Raw genomic sequence first — 16,995 nt, 5'->3', positions numbered from 1 at the left:
GTCGCTCTTATTATCAATCACGGAGGGATATAATGTACATTGCTCAAGGAATAGAAATGCTCGAGATTACAGCGCAGGTTATGGGTGGAAAAGACACGATTTACCCCACGCTACTCTGGGATGAACATGCCGCCGTACTCGTCGATACCGGATTCCCGGGTCTACTCTCTACTTTCAAAGAGGCTCTAAAAGAAGCGAATGTGCCTTGGGAGAAGCTCCGTACCCTTATTATCACGCATCAGGATTTAGACCATATCGGTTGCCTCCCTGCCCTATTGGCTGATGAAGATCTAGAGCTTACTGTTCTGGCTCATGAAATTGAGCAGCCCTATATTCAAGGAGAGCGAATGCTCCTTAAGCACACTCCTGAAGCTTTAGCGGCGGCAGCGGCTATGATCCCAGCTCATGTACCTGAGGAGTGGCGGCGTGCCTTCCTCTCTGTATTAGCCCATCCTCCTAAAGGAAAAGTGGATCAAACGCTTGTGGATGGAGAAAAGTTACCTTTTGCCGGTGGAATTACGGTGATCCATACCCCTGGCCATAGCCCAGGGCACCTCAGTCTTTACCATCATGATAGCCGTACACTTATTGCCGCCGATGCCTTGACCGTTCAGGATGGCGAGCTACAGGGTCCCACTCCTTCCGCCACACCTGACATGGAGCTGGCTTTGGCCTCTCTGAACAAGTTCTCTAAGTATGAGATCGATACGGTCATTTGTTATCATGGCGGACTCTACCGCGGAGATGCAAACAGACGCATTGCTGAACTAGCAGAAGGAAAAGGAAAGCTGTAATGATACAAAAGAAGACAGAGCCTGAAATCCGGTTCTGCCTTCTCTTGTTATATATAATCGTTATTCTTCATTATCACTTAAGACTCTGAACCCACCGTAAACCGTTCACGAATATGCTGCGGCTGTTCGATTTCATCGACAATAGCAACGGCATAATCTTCGTAGCTGACATAACTCTCGCCTTTGGAGTTCACCAGAAGATTATCCTTACCTTTTACATAAGAACCCGTTCTTGTGCCGATGGCAAAATCAGCAGATGGGCTAACAAAGGTCCAAGAGAGTGCATCTGTTCCTTGCAGAATCTCCAGATTCTTGGCTTGATTCGTCGCTGTTGGCTTAATAAAGTCAGGAAAGTCATTCGTATCCACTACTTTAAGCGTTTTGGCTTCATCTACATAAAGACTTCCTGCACCCCCAACTACAATCAATCTTGTATCGGGCGAAGCCTTCAACGCTTCAATAAGCACATTCCCGGCATCCACATGCAGATGTTCTTGTCCAAACGGCGCACCAAAAGCATTCACAACCACATCGAACCCCTGCAAATCTTCAGCGGTAAGTGCAAATACATCCTTTTCAATGACATTCGCTTTACTATTTGTTACTTTAGATGCATCCCGCACAATCGCTGTAACTTCATGACCTCTATCCAACGCTTCCTGCGTAATTCGGCTTCCAGCTTTTCCACTTGCTCCAACAACTGCGATTTTCATATGATTGTCCTCCTGAGTTTACGATGTTTTCGCTTTAATATTTATATCAAGGAGCTCCTGAACGATGGTTCTATCGATATCGAGATCAAATTTTCTCCCCCAAAAGCATTCCGTGCCCCGTTGAGTGATCCGATCATAGTCTTCTATCGTTAGCGTTCTAGGATAATCCGGTCCTGTTTCCCAATCTGTATACCGCTTAATTTCATTCAGCACATGCATCTTATAAACACTATTCAAAATTATCGTATGGAAAAAAATTTCGTCTCCACATAAAGTGTTCCTAAAAAATCTGACGTATTCCGGAGAGCTTTTTGTAAAATCCAAGATGTACTCCATACATCCACCTGTAATAGACATCCAGTTTGAGCCTTTATATAAACCGTTCGGCAGAGCGCTTAATCTTCTTTGCAGAAACGGAACGCTCATAATTAGTTTAATGTACCTCATTCGGATCGCTGTCATACGCCGGGTCCTTGAGATGAGGAATCTAGGATAATAAACTGAGACCCGCTCGTAACATCCCCAAGTTTCCGCAGCATTAGGCAGCTGCAAATACTTCACAAATTCCTTACCTTCATTCACCTTAAAGAAATCTAGAATCACTTCATTTGAAGCCAGAGGCAGATCCTGACCGCTTAGGATGTGGATATAATTGAAATCCCCATGTTCTTTGATCAGCGAAAAGCACTTCAAAATGCATTCAATCTGGCTGTAATGCCCCCACTGCACATCAATAGGCTTTTCCACAAAATGAATATCGTTACGATGAATAATATCAGCTTCAATATTACTTTTCTGATCGACATGCAGGAAAAACTCTACGGACTCGTTAGTTAAACTATCAATTAGCAAATTGATCTGCTCCGGATTCTTATGACAAAGAATGATATACGCCATTTTGAATGCTTCCAACAAACTTCACCCTTCCGCCCATCTATTTCCAATATTATAAAATAAATGGACGAAAATGGATATATAATTATCTCTCTAAAACAAGTCTGATTCCAATGTTCCAAGGATCTTGGAATGTAGGATTTCCATTCACTTCTGTAACTGCGTAACCAGCCTGCCGAACTCGCTCCACCACAGCGTTGCGTTCCTCTTCATTCGTAAGAATTAAGGTAAAATAATCAATTCCCACAGTATCAGCTGGAGCCGCAGGTGCGCCCTGTCCGGCCCAAACATTCAGCCCGATATGGTGATGATAGCCACCAGCAGAGATAAACATAGCAGCACTTCCATAATTAGCTGTTAGTTCAAAACCAAGCAAATCGACGTAGAAGGCTTTCGCCTTATTTAAATTCCCCACATGAAAGTGTACATGCCCAATCACTGTTCCCGCTGGCAGCCCGTTCCATGATAAACCTTCAGAAGCTGCCAATAGTCCATCTACATCCACTGGATCAGTGGACATCATTACATGCCCTTCCGCATCATATTTCCATTCACTCTTAGGACGATCTCGATAGATTTCAATCCCATTATTATCTGGATCCTGAATATACAACGCTTCACTGACCAGATGATCCCCCTGCCCCACTTCAATCCCCGAAGAGATCAAATTGCGCACAACCAATCCAAGGCTAGGACGATCTGGAACAAGGATAGCGAAATGATACAACCCAGCCACAGAATTAGGGCGGATCACCCGCGCATTTTCAATCTCCCGCAAGATTAATAACACATTCTGACCGTCAGCGGTCATTTCCACTTCGCGGCCAGTCTGCCGCAAAACGCTTAATCCCACAACATTCTGATAAAAGGTGAGCGAACGCTCCAAATTGCTTACTCTAATCTGCACCAGACCGATCTGAGTGTCTGGTTGAAGTATTGTTTTAGTCGTCATTATAAATTCCTCCTAATCACGCTGTAACTATTTCAGTTACAAATTAACTATCTTTAGTATAGTTACCTTCTATATGTTTGTCAATTACCTATAAAAAAATCATGTCGACTGGTTCACAGCCAAACATGATTCACAAAATAATATTATAAGTAATTCAAAAAAAGGTTTCCGGGTATTTCAACTCTCCCTTAATCCTCTGCAGTACGCCTTCCTTCAGCTCACAGACCATAAAGACATTCTCCGGTACCGCGAATTGTTTCAACTCCAGCCCATGTAGCCCTGCGGGTTGAAATCTGAATCTTGGGTAATATTCGGGATGCCCGATCAAAAAGACAAGCTCATATCCGAGCGTTCTACATCTTTTTACCCCTTCTTGGATCAGCGCCTTGCCGATTCCTTGCTTCTGAACGAATGTTTTCGACCAACTGCGCTTCATCTTCCCGATCACCAAAAGCCTCAACATTCACTTGAAATACTCCATTATAGTCTGCCACAGTTTCTGTTCTAATCCTCATTTTTGTTGCTCCATTCCAGAAAATATTCGGATACACTGGATTCCAGAAGGCCGATCAAATCTTCATCCATATACTTATAGTCATCAGCTATGTTCAGGCAAATTATTTTTTTGCCCATTACACAGTCTCTAAATTTATCTTGAATTCTTCGAACATGTTTCTTCTCCATCACAAAAATCACATCCGCCCAACCCAAATGCCCTTCAGAAATTTTAATTCTGGCATGATCTTCAGTCCCTGCAGATCTCACTTCATGGCCATCAATTCCTTGAAAAATCTTCTCCGCAGTTAGACTCCGCCAGCGATTCTGGCTGCAGACAAACAGGAGTTTAATAAGTGCACCTTCCTTATCCGATTGTTAAAAAGATATTTATTGTCTCGACTGCTTCGTGTATTCAATCAACCAACAATCTCTTAGTTCTCCTTCATGTTGTTCGTGCTGTTCAAGGTATTTCTTCTTCACAAAGCCAATCTTCTCGTATACTCTAAGGGCTCTTTCATTCCAGGCTTGCGGGTCCATGACAATTTTATCCGCCTGTTTTGCTTCGACTAGATAATTGACTGTTTCTTTAATGAGTCGCGAACCAATTCCTTGATTCCATAAATCAGGCTCGCCAATAAACTGGTCCATCCCAAAGATTTGACCTTCGAATCCCACGTAGCCGTACACCTCTAATTCTTCATCATCTATAAGATAGAACTGGAGATAACCTATATCCCGCTCCTTGTATTGCACAATACACCGCGTAACTTCGGCTTGCTCGTCGTAAAAATGCTCCTTCACCAGCTCCAAATCATGCGGGCGATCACGACCTTCATAGAACTCCAGTACAACGGGGTCTGAGAGCCATTTTACAAGTAATGCGGCATCGTTTAGCTCAAGTGTTCTCAGTCTGATCTCTTGCTTTTCAAAAATAATCATAACGCACCATACAATTCATGAAGTGGTCTGTAGCTCGGATGTTCTTCTATTTCCGTTACGACAACACCTTGCTCGGAGTCAATCACACGGTAGGCCTTAGCTTCTTCTCTGGTCGACATCACTTTATATTCCTTATCTTTATAGATGATTGCACAATTGTTATCCACCGCGATTCCAGGCAAACCTCCACCTTTAACCATGCGTGTAAAATCTTCAACCCGAATATCCTCATTATAATGCGGACAATGAATGCCCGGCAGAATCCCCATGGCTTCAAGCTTGATATACTGCCATTCCCCCTGGTCGTCGAACGCTTCAGAGTCACTATGCCCATATTCAAACCAACAGATGGAACCTGCGCTAAGCCCGGCCAATACAGTTCCAGAGGAATAAGCTTCTTTCAAAAGCGTATCTACCCCTGTATTTTTCCAAATCTCCAGCATCTTTCGGGTATTGCCTCCACCCACATAAATCAAATCAGCAGCTGTAATTAAATCTGTAATCTCATCATGAGTGTAGGTTTGGCTCACAAGCAATAAGTGACTTGTTTCACATCCAAGAATATCGCCATATACTTTGCTAAAAGTATCACAATATCCCGGCGCATCACTACTGGCTGTTGGAATAAATAACGCCTTCGGCTTAGCCTTTTGAGTTAGCTGCACAACTTTACGATCAATTTCCAGCGTTTCAAGCTCGATTAACTCTCCCCCGCCAATCACTACGATAGTGCCCATGATTTCCCCTTCTTTCACTAGGATTACATCCTATTGCTCACTCTTGGCTTACCGATGCTTGCAAAATATTCCTCTGCCAAAATGCTGTAGATCTCCAGATCCACCAGACCTTTACCTGACCATACATGCGCCTGCCTTAACGTGCCTTCTTTCGTAAAGCCATTTTTCAAAAGCACCCGCTTCGATCGTTCATTAAAGGGCATAACCTCAGCTTGAATTCGATTGACTTCTGCAGTCTCAAATAAATATTTCACCACTAACTGAATGGCCTGAGCTGCAATCCCTTTTCCCCAATAAGGTTCCGCCAAAAAGTAACCGATCGTCACCATATCCACCTTTTGATTAAAATCCATAACTTCGATGATACCTAGCAGTATGTAAGGGTTATTTTTGAGGAAAATCCCCCATTTCACTCTTACCCCTTTGGTAAAATCACGTTCGAAATGACCGATCATATTCTTGACTGTATCTTTATTATGTTTCGGAATAATTCCACAGTACTCAAATACTTGATCATTGCTATATATCCCAAATACCTCATTAAGGTTGCTGACTTCAATCTTTTTCAGTAATAATTGCTCGGATTCCAAAGTAGGGAATTGCTCAAATACGTGACTAAGCTTCAATTTGTTCCCTCCATTACTTTTTGATGGCTTGGATTAAGGTTGCAGTTTGATTTTTCGTTTCCTTTATTATCCTTTCCTTTATTATCCCCGGACACTTCCCCTGTACTGCGCGGTTCTAAGCTCACGAATATAAGGCTCTGCAGCTGGCATATCTGCCTCAACGGCCTGTTGAACAGCTAACTCGATGTCATAAGGCACTCTTACAAATTGCATATTCAAAGGAGCTGCTAACACTCCCATGTATTCTCCCTCCATAATCACATAAGATGCCTGGGTTAGATCAAGCGGATTCCCCACACTGCCTACGTTAAATAAGGTCTTACCTTCTAGATGTTGAATAAAAGCATTATGAATATCCCCGTAACCTACGATATCCGCTTGTCGTTTCTCCTGGCAGAGATCAGAATAATCAAACAAAGATAATCGCTTTTCATAATCATCCCAAGGTTGAACACGTTCATACAGGCTTCGTGGCGAAGCATGAAATAACCGTACAAATTTACCACTCATCATAAACTCAATCGAAAACGGCAACGTGCTTAAATAAGCTAGGCGCTCTTGACCTAACAACCCGCGGCACCACCGAGCCATCTCAAAATCAACATCCTGATTCATTAAATCATCCCAGTTCCCCATAACACTGATTTCACAATTCTTTTTTATGATATCAACGGCTAGGTCTGAGTTCGGTCCTTTTCCAACAATATCGCCTAAACAAAAGACTCTGCTGATTCCCCGCTGCTGGATGTCATCTAAAACGGCCGTAAGGGCCGGTATATTTCCATGAATGTCTGAGATTATTGCAATTTGCTCCACTGTAGAACCTCCGTATATATTGATCTTTAAAAAAGTTACTTATCCTAAACTAATTGTAATTGTACTGCATCAGCGGCTGTTGCTGCTCATTTAGCGGCCGCTGCTCGTTTATAGGGCATTTTTGCCTTTCTTTTCGCTCATCCATCGACTGTTGCTCGTATATAGGGCATTTTTGCCTTTCTTTTCACACTTTCAGCGACTATTGCTCGTTTATAGGGCATTTTTGCCTTTCTTTTCACACTTTCAGCGACTATTGCTCGTTTATAGGGCATTTTTGCTTCTCTTTTTGCTTCTTTGGATGATTTCAGCCAAATCTGAGGCATTTATACCGTATATTCCACCATTCCAGCTACTTCAGCACATTTCAACGGTATTTATACCGTAAATTTCACCATTTTAGCCACTTCAGCACATTTCAAAGGTATTTATACCGTACATTCCACCATTCCAGCTACTTCAGCACATTTCAACGGCGTTTATACCATACATTTCACCATTTCAGCTACTTCAGCCCGTTTCAACGGCATTTATACCTTACATTTCACCATTCCAGCCACTTTAGTACATTTCAACCGCATTTTATACCGTACATTCCACCATTCCAGCTACTTCGTTCTAGTCACACTTAATCTTTTGTAAACTTTATGGATTGTAAAATATCCTCTATCCTCTTCATATCTTCTTTATGTACTTCATCCACACTATAAGGGAACTGCACCATAAATGACATTTCCGGTTCCTCAATAACGTAATAGATAGCTTTTCCTTTACTCCCTTCCTCTTCGAATACTTCAGTTTCGTACTTTACGGACTCTAACCCGCCTAAACTAGCTTTACTTTTTGTCAGCTCCGCCCCGTTGTTGTAATTCGTTTGGGCATCCTCGAGCCATTTGTTGACAAGCTCCATGTCCTTAGGCTTAAATCCAAAGAGCATTACTCCCGGACCTTTAAGTCCCTCAGCAGGTTTATAATCAGTCGTAGAGACTATCAACCATAATGGCGCTCCATACTTCTCAGTTACAACCCAATCATCCGGATAGTTAAAGGTGATTCCAAAATTAGTATCCTCGTATTTAGTGGTATCCTTTGATTCATTACATCCGGTAATCATTACTATAATTAGTAGTATAGGCAGTAATTTCTTTAACATTCTTTAGCTCTCCCTCAATGTATGTATGTATATTATCTTTAATCCGGCTTATAAATACAGATTCTATATTCTCTCTTACTTCCCTTCTTTGACCATAAACCTAATTAAGCCAAAAAAGACCAGAATCACGTTTTCACATGTTCTGGCCTTACTTCTAAGCTGTGATATGGAGGAATCATAGTTCTGGCATTTCATTCACAATCTGTTCCAATGTAACCTCCTGGAGAACATTCTCCATTGCTTTTTGGGCGAGTGAGAACACAGGTACAATTGCACTGGCTATATTCTTGCCAACAGGACAATCTGGATTAGGATGCTCATGTACAGAAAACAACGAGTCCTCTTCCACCGCATTAACTGCCTTATAAATCTGCAGCAGCGTAATCTCGGATGCGCTACGTGTAAGCGAGGCGCCTGCGACTCCGGGGCGGGCATTCACCAGTCCTGCTTTTTGCAGCATACTCGTAAGCCGACGGATAACTACAGGGTTTGTGTTTACGCTACCAGCTATCCACTCCGACGTGCTTTTGCCTTCTTTATTGCTGTCAATCAACGTTAATATATGAATGGCTACCGCAAATCGGGTGCTAATATTCATGGAAATCTCTCCTTCTGCCTTGCTGCAAAACATCCTTCAGATGCAACTATAATAGTTACATTTTATGCATTTGTCAAACTTTTGAGGATATGAACAACTTATAATCTATCAATATTCTCCATATAGATAGGTTGGTGCATTTTAATAAAAAAAGACCGTTGGGCAATACTTTTAATAATAGTTGTCTTTGAATTTATTAATATAACCTACAGTTTAATATTCGAACAATCCATAGAGTGGTTTTCTTTGATTATATTAATTCTCTTTGTTTCTTTAATTGTTAATTCTAATATAAGTAAAAACAAAAAAAATGATTAAATACAACTGCCAAATGGCACTCGTATCCTAAGTGTCTTTTCCTATGTTATCGAATTCCTTTAGGATCTCAGCCACCTGGGCAGCATATTTTTTACTCAGACGCGATTTGCCAAGATTACTCTTCACAATCTTAAGGATTCGGGCATCTCGGCTCTTTGCAAATCTCTCCAGCATAACAAAGCCTTCTTCAGGCTCATTCGCCACAAATACACTCAAGCTGTATTCAAGTCCCTTAGATAATACACGAAAATGCTCAGCGTCCTCATGTTGCGCTCCCCCACCATCTATACTCTCCATGATTCCGGCAGCCAACTGAAGACAATACAGCGTATTTTCTTTCTTTTTTAAAAGAGGAGGATGTGCTAACGCCGCTACAAAAGCCCGTTGTTCAAGCCTGTTCGCACCTTTCTCCCACATGTCAATCAGCTGCCTGAGCAGGGTGAAATCATCCTCCCCTATACTTTGCAACGCCATAGCAGACGCTTCACGCACCCTCCATCGCGAATCATTCATAGCTGTCTTGATGATGTTTTGAATCACTACTTGCTGCTCTTCTCCAGCGTAACTGTAATAAGCACCCAACGCCCTAACTGCACAAAACGGCAGAAACTCACGGGGATCATTCACCCCAGCTTCAGCTTCAGTAATGTCAGTCCAAGAGACGAGCAGCTCCCAGCCTGTATCTGTTAGATTAGGATGAGCGAATTGTTTAGCAAAATGGTCTGAGAGCTCCAAATTCACTCGTGGTCCTGGGAGTTTACTCTCCTGCATCATCAAATCATTAAGCTGTACCCACAGCTCCTTATCGTTTACCCATTGCTGAAACGGCACTTCAATCATCTTTTGCTCAGCCATCTCTGGTCCCTCCGATAGTTATCTTCAGATTCGAACGATTCCTTGCATCGCGTATGCGGGGCACAACCTATAAATAATAAGGTCTGTTCGCACACTACTCTTTATGCCTTAGTCAGAATAACAGGCTCACCTTTAGTCACGATAATCGTATGTTCAAACTGCGCTACCCGACCGTTATCTACAACACTTAGCGTCCAGCCATCCGATTGCTGCTCCACATAGTCCGCTCCAGTCGAGAGGAAGGGCTCTATCGTAATTACTTGTCCTTCCTTTAGCACCGTGGTCACTCTTGGATTATAGAAGGGTAGAATTTCAAAAGGCTTCTCATGCAGTGATTTGCCAATTCCATGGCTGCACAGATTACGCACCACTCTATAACCGCGTTTGCGAGCTTCAAGTTCCATCATTCTGCCGATCTCGTTAACCTTCATTCCTGCCCGCAGATGATTGATCACACTCATCATGGTTTCCTCTGTACTCCGGCATAAACGCAGAATATCATCGTTATAGGGCGGCAGTTGAAAAGAAACGCCAGCATCCCCATAATACCCATTCAGCTCAGCAGAGACATCAATGTTGATCAAATCGCCAGCATTAATCACTCTCGGACCCGGAATACCATGAGCAACCTCTTCGTTCACACTGATGCAGGTGCTGCCCGGGAAATTATAAGTTATCTTCGGGGCTGAGGATGCTCCGAAGCTTTCCAGAATCTCAGCTCCAATAAGATCTAACTCCGCAGTCGTCATCCCAGGGGTTACTTTCTTTTTCATCTCGGCGATGGTGTGGCCCACCACTTTTCCAATAGCTTTTAACCCTTCTAAATCTTGTACCGTATCACTTGTCATCCAACACACATTCCTCTCACTTCATGAATTAATCATTTGTCCAGCCTCTGAAATGCACTCCCTACCCACTGAAAAGTATCTTCCACTTGTTTGCCTGCTGCGTTATCGTAGTAACTTCTCTTGAAGCTATGCTCATCAACTTTATCCAGTTTTATGGAATACCGCTCAGGACTGCTGATAAACAGCTGATTTTCAGGTTTAATAGGCAGTTCTTCTATCACGTTATTTCTTCTGAGTGTAAAAAGCTTGTAGAAATAACCGTTACTCGTTCCATATTGTCCGATCGTAAAATCGGGATCACCATCTCCATTATAATCCTCAAACTGAAGCTGGAAAAAATCATTAAAGGTCTGGGCAAATTGATCATTTAACGGATAGCTACTCAGTGTTTTTCCATGCTCATCAGTCACTACTAGCCTAAATCGGCCACTCCAGTTTCTTCCCGCTAACGGACTCGGTGTAGTCCAATCTTCGCTATATGTCCCCTCTAGCAGTTGCAGATTTAAAAATCCCGCTCTGCCTGTGACCGGAGACAGTTCATTATGTGATAGGGTTACTGGACCTGTTACCTCGACAGAAGTCTCCACAGGGTCTGCCTGTTCAATGTTCTCCGTATCGATTGTTCCATAAATGAGCTTTCTTAACTGGTCAGAGTTTTTTACAGGAATTGTATAGCCCTGACTGCTGTTCTCTGCTGTAGTAAACATCCCTTCATGTCCAAGTTGATCTCCAAGCGCTATGTAATAATCTTCCGAATAGCCGTCCCCATAAACAAGCTTCATTTCAAATTCCGGACCCCAATCCAGATCATCAGAAAATTTCTTACTCTTGTTCATAGCCTCCGCAAGCGTCTTGATCAAAACAGAATCCTTTAGCGTTAAGCTCTCTGAGTGCAAAGGACGATCCGCTTGTTTCTGATCACTCGTTGCCACGGGTGTCAACGACACGCCTTCGATCCATCTGGCATTGATGAAGCCCAAATCACTTTTACATCCGCTTAACACTACGACCAATAACAAAGGTGCTATCCATATTAACCGCCTAATGCGAATCGCCTCCAATACATAAGCATATTCCAATTATAACAGTGTCTATAAATATATAAAAACGACTTTATGAACACGCGATTAAAAAAAGACTACAACCTGCTTATTAAAGCGTGGTTCTAGTCTTAAAATGGCAATTGATTAGATTACTCCCATCGTTTTGAGCCAAGCATCCGCAATAAGTGCATGACCTGCAGGAGTAGGATGTACTCCATCATATGCCCAGTAAGCCGGTTCTGCTTTTACGGAAGCCGCTGCAAAAAGTCCATCTAGCGGAACCAGCGGCGCCCCATATTCACGTGCCAGCTCGCGGACAATATGAATTTTAGGATCAAGATCCTGACGCCAAGTTCTACGATCTTTCGGTACAGGCAAAACAAAAGGCTCTATAAGCACTAATTTAGCATCTAAAGATTTCTGAGTGCGTTCGATCAGGTCCCGATACGAAGCTTCAAACTGCTCGGGAGTGGTTTCTTCACCAGAATCAAAACGCCGCCAAGTGTCGTTAATTCCAATATAAATGGACACCCAAGTCGGCTTCAAATCCAGACAATCCTGATCCCAACGTCCCTGTAAATCAACAATACGGTTGCCACCAATACCACGGTTAATAAAAGTAAGATTCTTCTCTGGATATAAATACCCCAGACGAGCGGCGACCATCATTGCATAACCTACTCCAAGTGATGAAGCGTCTTCATGATTACGCCCCCAGTCTGTTATGCTGTCCCCTTGAAACAGAATGACATCGTTTTGTTGGAATATCATAAATGAAATCCTCCTCTAACTACCTCTGTTAATATAACCCAATCTATTATATCAAATACAATGAATACAGCCTACTGTGAAACATCAATAATGCAAACATTTCACTAAAAAAACAATAACAAAAACCCCGCTCAGATTTGAGCAGGGTTTAGGGTTAAGCTATATTAGTAAGCTAGGCTGAACAATCCTTTAATGTGGGACAAGTAACGGATATTACTTGCTTCCTTCATCAGAGTTGCAGGCAAGCCCTTTAACGGAGTAGAACTTGCACCAACGATGGCAACACCGTCTTTACGGCCTAAGCTAGCAAGTGTACCAGAGTTGATTGGGCTAAAGCTTTCAAACGATTTATTTTTCAAGAAGGCATACAGATTGTATCCGATCAATTCACCCATTTGCCAAGCGATTTGCGCAGTTGGAGGGTAAGGACGTCCATCTTCTGCAAAGACCACCGCGCTGTCACCAGCAACGAATACATCTTTGTGGGAAGTGGATTGCAAGAATTCATTCACCGTTGCACGACCTCGGTTAACTTCAAGACCCGATTCGCCGATGAGTGGATTTCCTTGTACGCCACCAGTCCATACAAATGTGTTAGCAATAATTTTTTGACCGTCTTTCAAGTCAATCGCATTGCCTTCTACATTCGTAACAGGAAGACCTGTCAGGAATTGAACACCACGTTTCTCCAAGCTTGCTACAGCACGTTCGATTAATGCATCTGGCAATACTGGAAGGATTTTAGGACCTGCTTCAACGAGCATAAGCTTAATTTCTTTAGGATCAACGCCATATTTTTTAGTAAGTGTAGGCAATACATCCGCGATTTCACCAACAAGCTCAACACCTGTTAAGCCGCCGCCACCGATCAGGATGTTTGCATCTGCTTCATTTTTCGATTTCGCATATTCACGAATACGATCTTCAATATGTTGATGAATTTTGTTAGCATCTGCAGCTGATTTCAATACCATACTGTATTGTTCAAGCCCTGGAATGCCAAAATAAGCTGTAGTGCTGCCAAGACCTACAACAAGCGCATCATAAGTAAGTGTCACACCATCAGAAAGAACAATTTGTTTGTTCTCCACAGAAAATGAATTAACCTTCGCGATTTTCAGGTCAATATCTTTCCCTGCGAAAAGCTTAGTTAGAGGCATAGCTACAGCACCCTCTGCAACACTACCTGCTGCAAGACGATGCAATTCTGTAATGATTTGGTGGGTAGGATACTGATTAACTACAGTAATTTTAGCTTCATCTTTTTTGAGATATTTGCGTACGGTTAAGGCGCTTAGTAGACCACCATAACCTGCTCCTAGAATGACAATATGTTTAGACATGATGTTTCCTCCGTCCCTTACGTATAAGATATGAAAATGATTATTTCTGCTTACTGCGTTCTCCAGCAACTTGAAGGTATGCATTTACGAAACGGAAAAGCTTTTGCGCTTGCGGATCTTTCAACAACTTCATAAGACCAAAAAGACCAATAACTTCGTTACTTTCATTCGCACGATCTTTTGCTTCGATCACTGTAGCTGCCATATTCTTCGCGGAATGCACTACAGGTTCAGCAAGTTCTTTAATTGCACTTACCGTATCACTTTTCAAGACATCATCCGCTGCGACAGTTTGCACAAAGTCATAGGACTTTGTAAGCACGCCAACAAGCTCAGTTAATTTTGGCAGCTGTTCCACCAAGACTGTTAATGATTCCTGAACTTCTGGTTTCAAGAGCTGTTCTAGAACATCCATTTGTTCCTTGCTAACAGCTACTTTTGGTGATTCTTGTTCAGGTTGTGTTTGAGTGATTGATTCTGACATATCCAAATCTCCTCTGCAATAAGCTTTGCTGCTTAATAGTAATGAAAAACATAAGAACTTTTAACGCCATATTTCTATTATAGCACTTATCAAGTTATAAATGTCACAAAGTTTTTGAATTTCCATAAAAATTTGTGATTTTTATTACATTATAATAAATTATTTAAATTACTAGTGTTAATTAAAACCGTTTGAGTGAATTAATGTACAAATTCATTCAAATTCTTCTCAGTTTTCAACAAAACATCCACAATGTCCATATTCTTCTCTGTTAGAAGTAACCTGAAATAAAGAGAACGCAGGAAGTTCTTTGTATTTATTCGAGTAACGTACTGGCTGTGGCTTCTAGGCCAACTGCCACATTGCGCCAAGTTGAGAATCCAATCGGTTATAGACTGCTGTGGAAGTAAATGATGATCGATGATTGTAACTATAATAGTAGCAATCCTTTCATCTTCTTCCTCCCTGAATATGTATTGATCGTTATAAAGCATCTTTTGAATAACTGCCAGAACCTCTTCCCGCACCTCGGCATCACTCTCCGAGCATAAAACCAGCTCATCCAAGGCGTCTGCGCCATGGGCTGCTGCGTGTGCCCAGCCTTCTTTTTCCATATAACCTCTTAAGTCCCGTTCTTCCTCATAATAACGAATCAAATCCTGCTTCACCTTTATAAATTCAGAGCTATCCAATATAGCCATTTCCCTATGCCTCTGGAGAATAAGAGCAACAACCAATACAGAAAATGTTCTTGTATACACCGTCAGATCTTCTTTATTCCCAATGTGATAAAAAAGATGCTGCTCGTCAAGAAGTATCCACAGCAGTTCACGAAGCTCCGCATCATTAAACCAACGTTTCTCATTAATCCATTTGTAGAATGTGGAATAAATCAATTCATCACGCAGTACAGGCTCGGGATCTCCTATATGCTCAAGCATCAACTTCACATAATCCTTTATGTCCTCTCCACTTCTAAGCTCGTAGTCATTCTCTTCGATTCTTTGCAAATCTATCATCAATTGTTCTCTACTATTAATCAATTTATCCACCCTTTCATCCACTGTGTTTCTACATATCCTAATATCCTAATTTATGTCCTATTTTTTGACAACAGGGTGTTCAAGATTAACTTCAATAAATTTTATCATTGACGAATTTTTTAAGCTGTGTTATTTTGAGTTAGTAACATTTAGTTAGTTCATTTACAAATATCAGGTGTTGATATTTTACAACCGAATACATACACAACGGAGGAATACTTATGAGCGCTTTTACAGACTTGATTCAGTCACGCAGATCCGCTATGAATTTTGTGGAAGGGGTTATCATCCCTCAGAATGAATTAGAGGAAATGTTCTCTTATGCCAGATTGGCACCCTCGGCCTATAATCTACAGCATACAAATTACAAAGTGATATCTAACGAGAGCTTAAAAGAAGAAATTCGCGAAGCAGCTTACGGCCAATATAAAATCCATACTGCTTCAGCAGTTATTGTAGTGCTAGGAGATAAGCATGCTTATCAGCAGGCTCCAGAAATCTATGGCGGGCTTAAAGCTTTAGGAGCGATGTCACAAGAGGAATATGATGAGCAAATAGAGATGATTAACAATGCTTACATTGATAAGGATGCTTTTCAAAGAGATGAAGCAATACGTAATGCCTCTCTCTCTGCCATGCACTTTATGCTGATCGCCAAAGATAAAGGCTGGGATACCTGCCCGATGATCGGCTTCGATGCTGATGCTATCCAATCCACCTTGAATCTGCCAGATCATATGGTACCTGTTATGCTGATCACGATCGGCAAAGACAAAAAACATAAAATCAGACCCCGCGGCTACCGTAAGCCAGTCAACGAATTCGTTGAATTCATCTGATTATAGATACAGCAAAACGTTCCATCCGAGGCAAGTAGCGGGTGGAACGTTTTTTAATTGGAACTCATCATGAAGATAATGAACCGTACACCCGATATACAAGAGGGGCTCTACTTCGCATATTGTAAAATGGCTATCGCTGCTCGTTCCCGTCGTTCGGAGTCATCACAAATCAAAGCATCTTTCAAAATATTAAGCGCCTTAGAGAGTGTCTCCTCATCCAATTCCAGCGGACTATTCACTTCTTGTTCATTAGCAGAAACACCTGTAATCCACAGATCCAAGCGAGCACTTGGTTTGGGACCCTTATATTGTACAACCGGTGCACTTTGGTTAAATAACTCCCGCACGCCTGTGTTTAGTTCAGAAATCGGCACACTTTTCAACCACGTCACACCACGCCGATGGCATGTACCCTCGTCAACATTATCAGTAAACTCGTTGTAAAAATAATCTCCGAGGTCCCCGAGATGTACCCAATCTCCATCGGCCACCAGCACATAATCTCCATCTTGCATCGTATGTACAAATAGCTGAAGGGCTCGCAGATGTTGCGTAAGCTCCAACTCACTATATTGGTATGTGCCAATCAATCGATCACGAAGTTCCTCTGTGCTTAGATTCTCCAGATCCCCTATTCCGGGGTAGCCGATACTCACATAATTATCCTCCAAAAATGTGCTGATCCGCTCAATCCCCAGTGGCTTCGATCCCATCCGAAACAGATTCATATG

Annotated in this window: 22 protein-coding genes; 2 read left to right on the top strand and 20 right to left on the bottom strand. The window is 42.1% G+C overall.

The annotated features are described in order from the left end of the window. The first annotated feature begins 32 nt into the window (after window positions 1-32). Complete coding sequence (locus tag MKY54_RS12315; RefSeq protein ID WP_076279839.1) at window positions 33-794, top strand: MBL fold metallo-hydrolase; 762 nt, start codon at window positions 33-35, stop codon at window positions 792-794. Window positions 795-871: 77 nt separating this feature from the next. On the opposite strand, the gene MKY54_RS12310 is transcribed toward MKY54_RS12315, so the two are convergent. From MKY54_RS12310 to MKY54_RS12220, 19 genes are all read right to left on the bottom strand, one after another. After that, the gene (locus tag MKY54_RS12310) at window positions 872-1,507 is read right to left on the bottom strand and encodes an NAD(P)-dependent oxidoreductase (protein ID WP_076183276.1); all 636 of its coding nucleotides are present in this window, start codon (window positions 1,505-1,507) and stop codon (window positions 872-874) included. Between the two features lie 18 nt (window positions 1,508-1,525). Then, window positions 1,526-2,419 carry a beta-1,6-N-acetylglucosaminyltransferase gene (locus MKY54_RS12305; RefSeq protein ID WP_143762697.1) on the bottom strand — a complete coding sequence of 298 codons (894 nt, stop codon included), beginning with the start codon at window positions 2,417-2,419 and terminating at the stop codon, window positions 1,526-1,528. Window positions 2,420-2,486: 67 nt separating this feature from the next. Continuing rightward, complete coding sequence (locus MKY54_RS12300) at window positions 2,487-3,353, bottom strand: VOC family protein (RefSeq protein WP_076202411.1); 867 nt, start codon at window positions 3,351-3,353, stop codon at window positions 2,487-2,489. A 154-nt stretch (window positions 3,354-3,507) separates the two neighbouring features. Further along, window positions 3,508-3,789, bottom strand: coding sequence for an N-acetyltransferase (locus MKY54_RS12295; protein WP_339190619.1), 282 nt, complete (start codon window positions 3,787-3,789; stop codon window positions 3,508-3,510). Window positions 3,790-3,857: 68 nt separating this feature from the next. Continuing rightward, a complete protein-coding gene (locus MKY54_RS12290; RefSeq protein ID WP_339191179.1) occupies window positions 3,858-4,202 on the bottom strand; it encodes a protein tyrosine phosphatase in 345 nt (114 codons plus the stop codon). A 36-nt stretch (window positions 4,203-4,238) separates the two neighbouring features. Then, a complete protein-coding gene (locus MKY54_RS12285; protein WP_076183268.1) occupies window positions 4,239-4,790 on the bottom strand; it encodes a GNAT family N-acetyltransferase in 552 nt (183 codons plus the stop codon). Beyond that, complete coding sequence (locus MKY54_RS12280; RefSeq protein WP_081387708.1) at window positions 4,787-5,545, bottom strand: peptidase E; 759 nt, start codon at window positions 5,543-5,545, stop codon at window positions 4,787-4,789. The genes MKY54_RS12285 and MKY54_RS12280 overlap by 4 nt, the downstream gene beginning before the upstream one ends. A gap of 5 nt (window positions 5,546-5,550) precedes the next feature. Continuing rightward, a complete protein-coding gene (locus MKY54_RS12275) occupies window positions 5,551-6,153 on the bottom strand; it encodes a GNAT family protein (protein WP_051491425.1) in 603 nt (200 codons plus the stop codon). 81 nt (window positions 6,154-6,234) lie between these two features. Further along, a complete protein-coding gene (locus MKY54_RS12270; RefSeq protein WP_339190618.1) occupies window positions 6,235-6,969 on the bottom strand; it encodes a metallophosphoesterase family protein in 735 nt (244 codons plus the stop codon). A gap of 137 nt (window positions 6,970-7,106) precedes the next feature. Further along, the gene (locus MKY54_RS12265; RefSeq protein ID WP_339190616.1) at window positions 7,107-7,292 is read right to left on the bottom strand and encodes a hypothetical protein; all 186 of its coding nucleotides are present in this window, start codon (window positions 7,290-7,292) and stop codon (window positions 7,107-7,109) included. A 302-nt stretch (window positions 7,293-7,594) separates the two neighbouring features. Beyond that, entirely contained in the window at window positions 7,595-8,119 is a 525-nt protein-coding gene (locus tag MKY54_RS12260; RefSeq protein ID WP_339190614.1) for a hypothetical protein, read from the bottom strand. Window positions 8,120-8,294: 175 nt separating this feature from the next. After that, window positions 8,295-8,717 carry an Rrf2 family transcriptional regulator gene (locus MKY54_RS12255; protein ID WP_076100677.1) on the bottom strand — a complete coding sequence of 141 codons (423 nt, stop codon included), beginning with the start codon at window positions 8,715-8,717 and terminating at the stop codon, window positions 8,295-8,297. A gap of 345 nt (window positions 8,718-9,062) precedes the next feature. Continuing rightward, complete coding sequence (locus MKY54_RS12250; RefSeq protein WP_339190612.1) at window positions 9,063-9,890, bottom strand: hypothetical protein; 828 nt, start codon at window positions 9,888-9,890, stop codon at window positions 9,063-9,065. A gap of 101 nt (window positions 9,891-9,991) precedes the next feature. Beyond that, window positions 9,992-10,738: a type I methionyl aminopeptidase gene (gene map / locus MKY54_RS12245; protein ID WP_076218952.1), complete on the bottom strand. Its 747-nt coding sequence runs from the start codon at window positions 10,736-10,738 to the stop codon at window positions 9,992-9,994. Between the two features lie 32 nt (window positions 10,739-10,770). After that, the gene (locus MKY54_RS12240; protein ID WP_179088247.1) at window positions 10,771-11,817 is read right to left on the bottom strand and encodes a hypothetical protein; all 1,047 of its coding nucleotides are present in this window, start codon (window positions 11,815-11,817) and stop codon (window positions 10,771-10,773) included. Window positions 11,818-11,925: 108 nt separating this feature from the next. After that, window positions 11,926-12,552 (bottom strand): SGNH/GDSL hydrolase family protein, encoded by a 627-nt coding sequence (locus tag MKY54_RS12235; RefSeq protein WP_339190611.1) that lies wholly within the window; start codon window positions 12,550-12,552, stop codon window positions 11,926-11,928. Between the two features lie 164 nt (window positions 12,553-12,716). Further along, window positions 12,717-13,895 (bottom strand): NAD(P)/FAD-dependent oxidoreductase, encoded by a 1,179-nt coding sequence (locus MKY54_RS12230; RefSeq protein ID WP_036685891.1) that lies wholly within the window; start codon window positions 13,893-13,895, stop codon window positions 12,717-12,719. Between the two features lie 40 nt (window positions 13,896-13,935). Continuing rightward, a complete protein-coding gene (locus tag MKY54_RS12225) occupies window positions 13,936-14,379 on the bottom strand; it encodes a DUF1641 domain-containing protein (protein WP_036685888.1) in 444 nt (147 codons plus the stop codon). Between the two features lie 200 nt (window positions 14,380-14,579). Then, window positions 14,580-15,422 carry a DUF2785 domain-containing protein gene (locus tag MKY54_RS12220; RefSeq protein WP_339190610.1) on the bottom strand — a complete coding sequence of 281 codons (843 nt, stop codon included), beginning with the start codon at window positions 15,420-15,422 and terminating at the stop codon, window positions 14,580-14,582. Window positions 15,423-15,643: 221 nt separating this feature from the next. Between MKY54_RS12220 and MKY54_RS12215 the strand changes: the two genes are divergently transcribed. Beyond that, window positions 15,644-16,261, top strand: coding sequence for a nitroreductase family protein (locus tag MKY54_RS12215; protein ID WP_076129923.1), 618 nt, complete (start codon window positions 15,644-15,646; stop codon window positions 16,259-16,261). A 110-nt stretch (window positions 16,262-16,371) separates the two neighbouring features. Here the strand turns inward: MKY54_RS12215 and MKY54_RS12210 are convergent, their stop codons facing one another. Continuing rightward, complete coding sequence (locus MKY54_RS12210) at window positions 16,372-16,992, bottom strand: hypothetical protein (RefSeq protein WP_339190608.1); 621 nt, start codon at window positions 16,990-16,992, stop codon at window positions 16,372-16,374. Window positions 16,993-16,995: the final 3 nt, after the last annotated feature.

This window comes from Paenibacillus sp. FSL P2-0121 (assembly GCF_037975345.1).
GTDB classification, from domain to species: Bacteria; Bacillota; Bacilli; order Paenibacillales; family Paenibacillaceae; genus Paenibacillus_AQ; species Paenibacillus_AQ odorifer.
The sequence above is the reverse complement of the archived record's forward strand: the minus strand, read 5'-3'. Positions and strand labels throughout refer to the sequence as shown.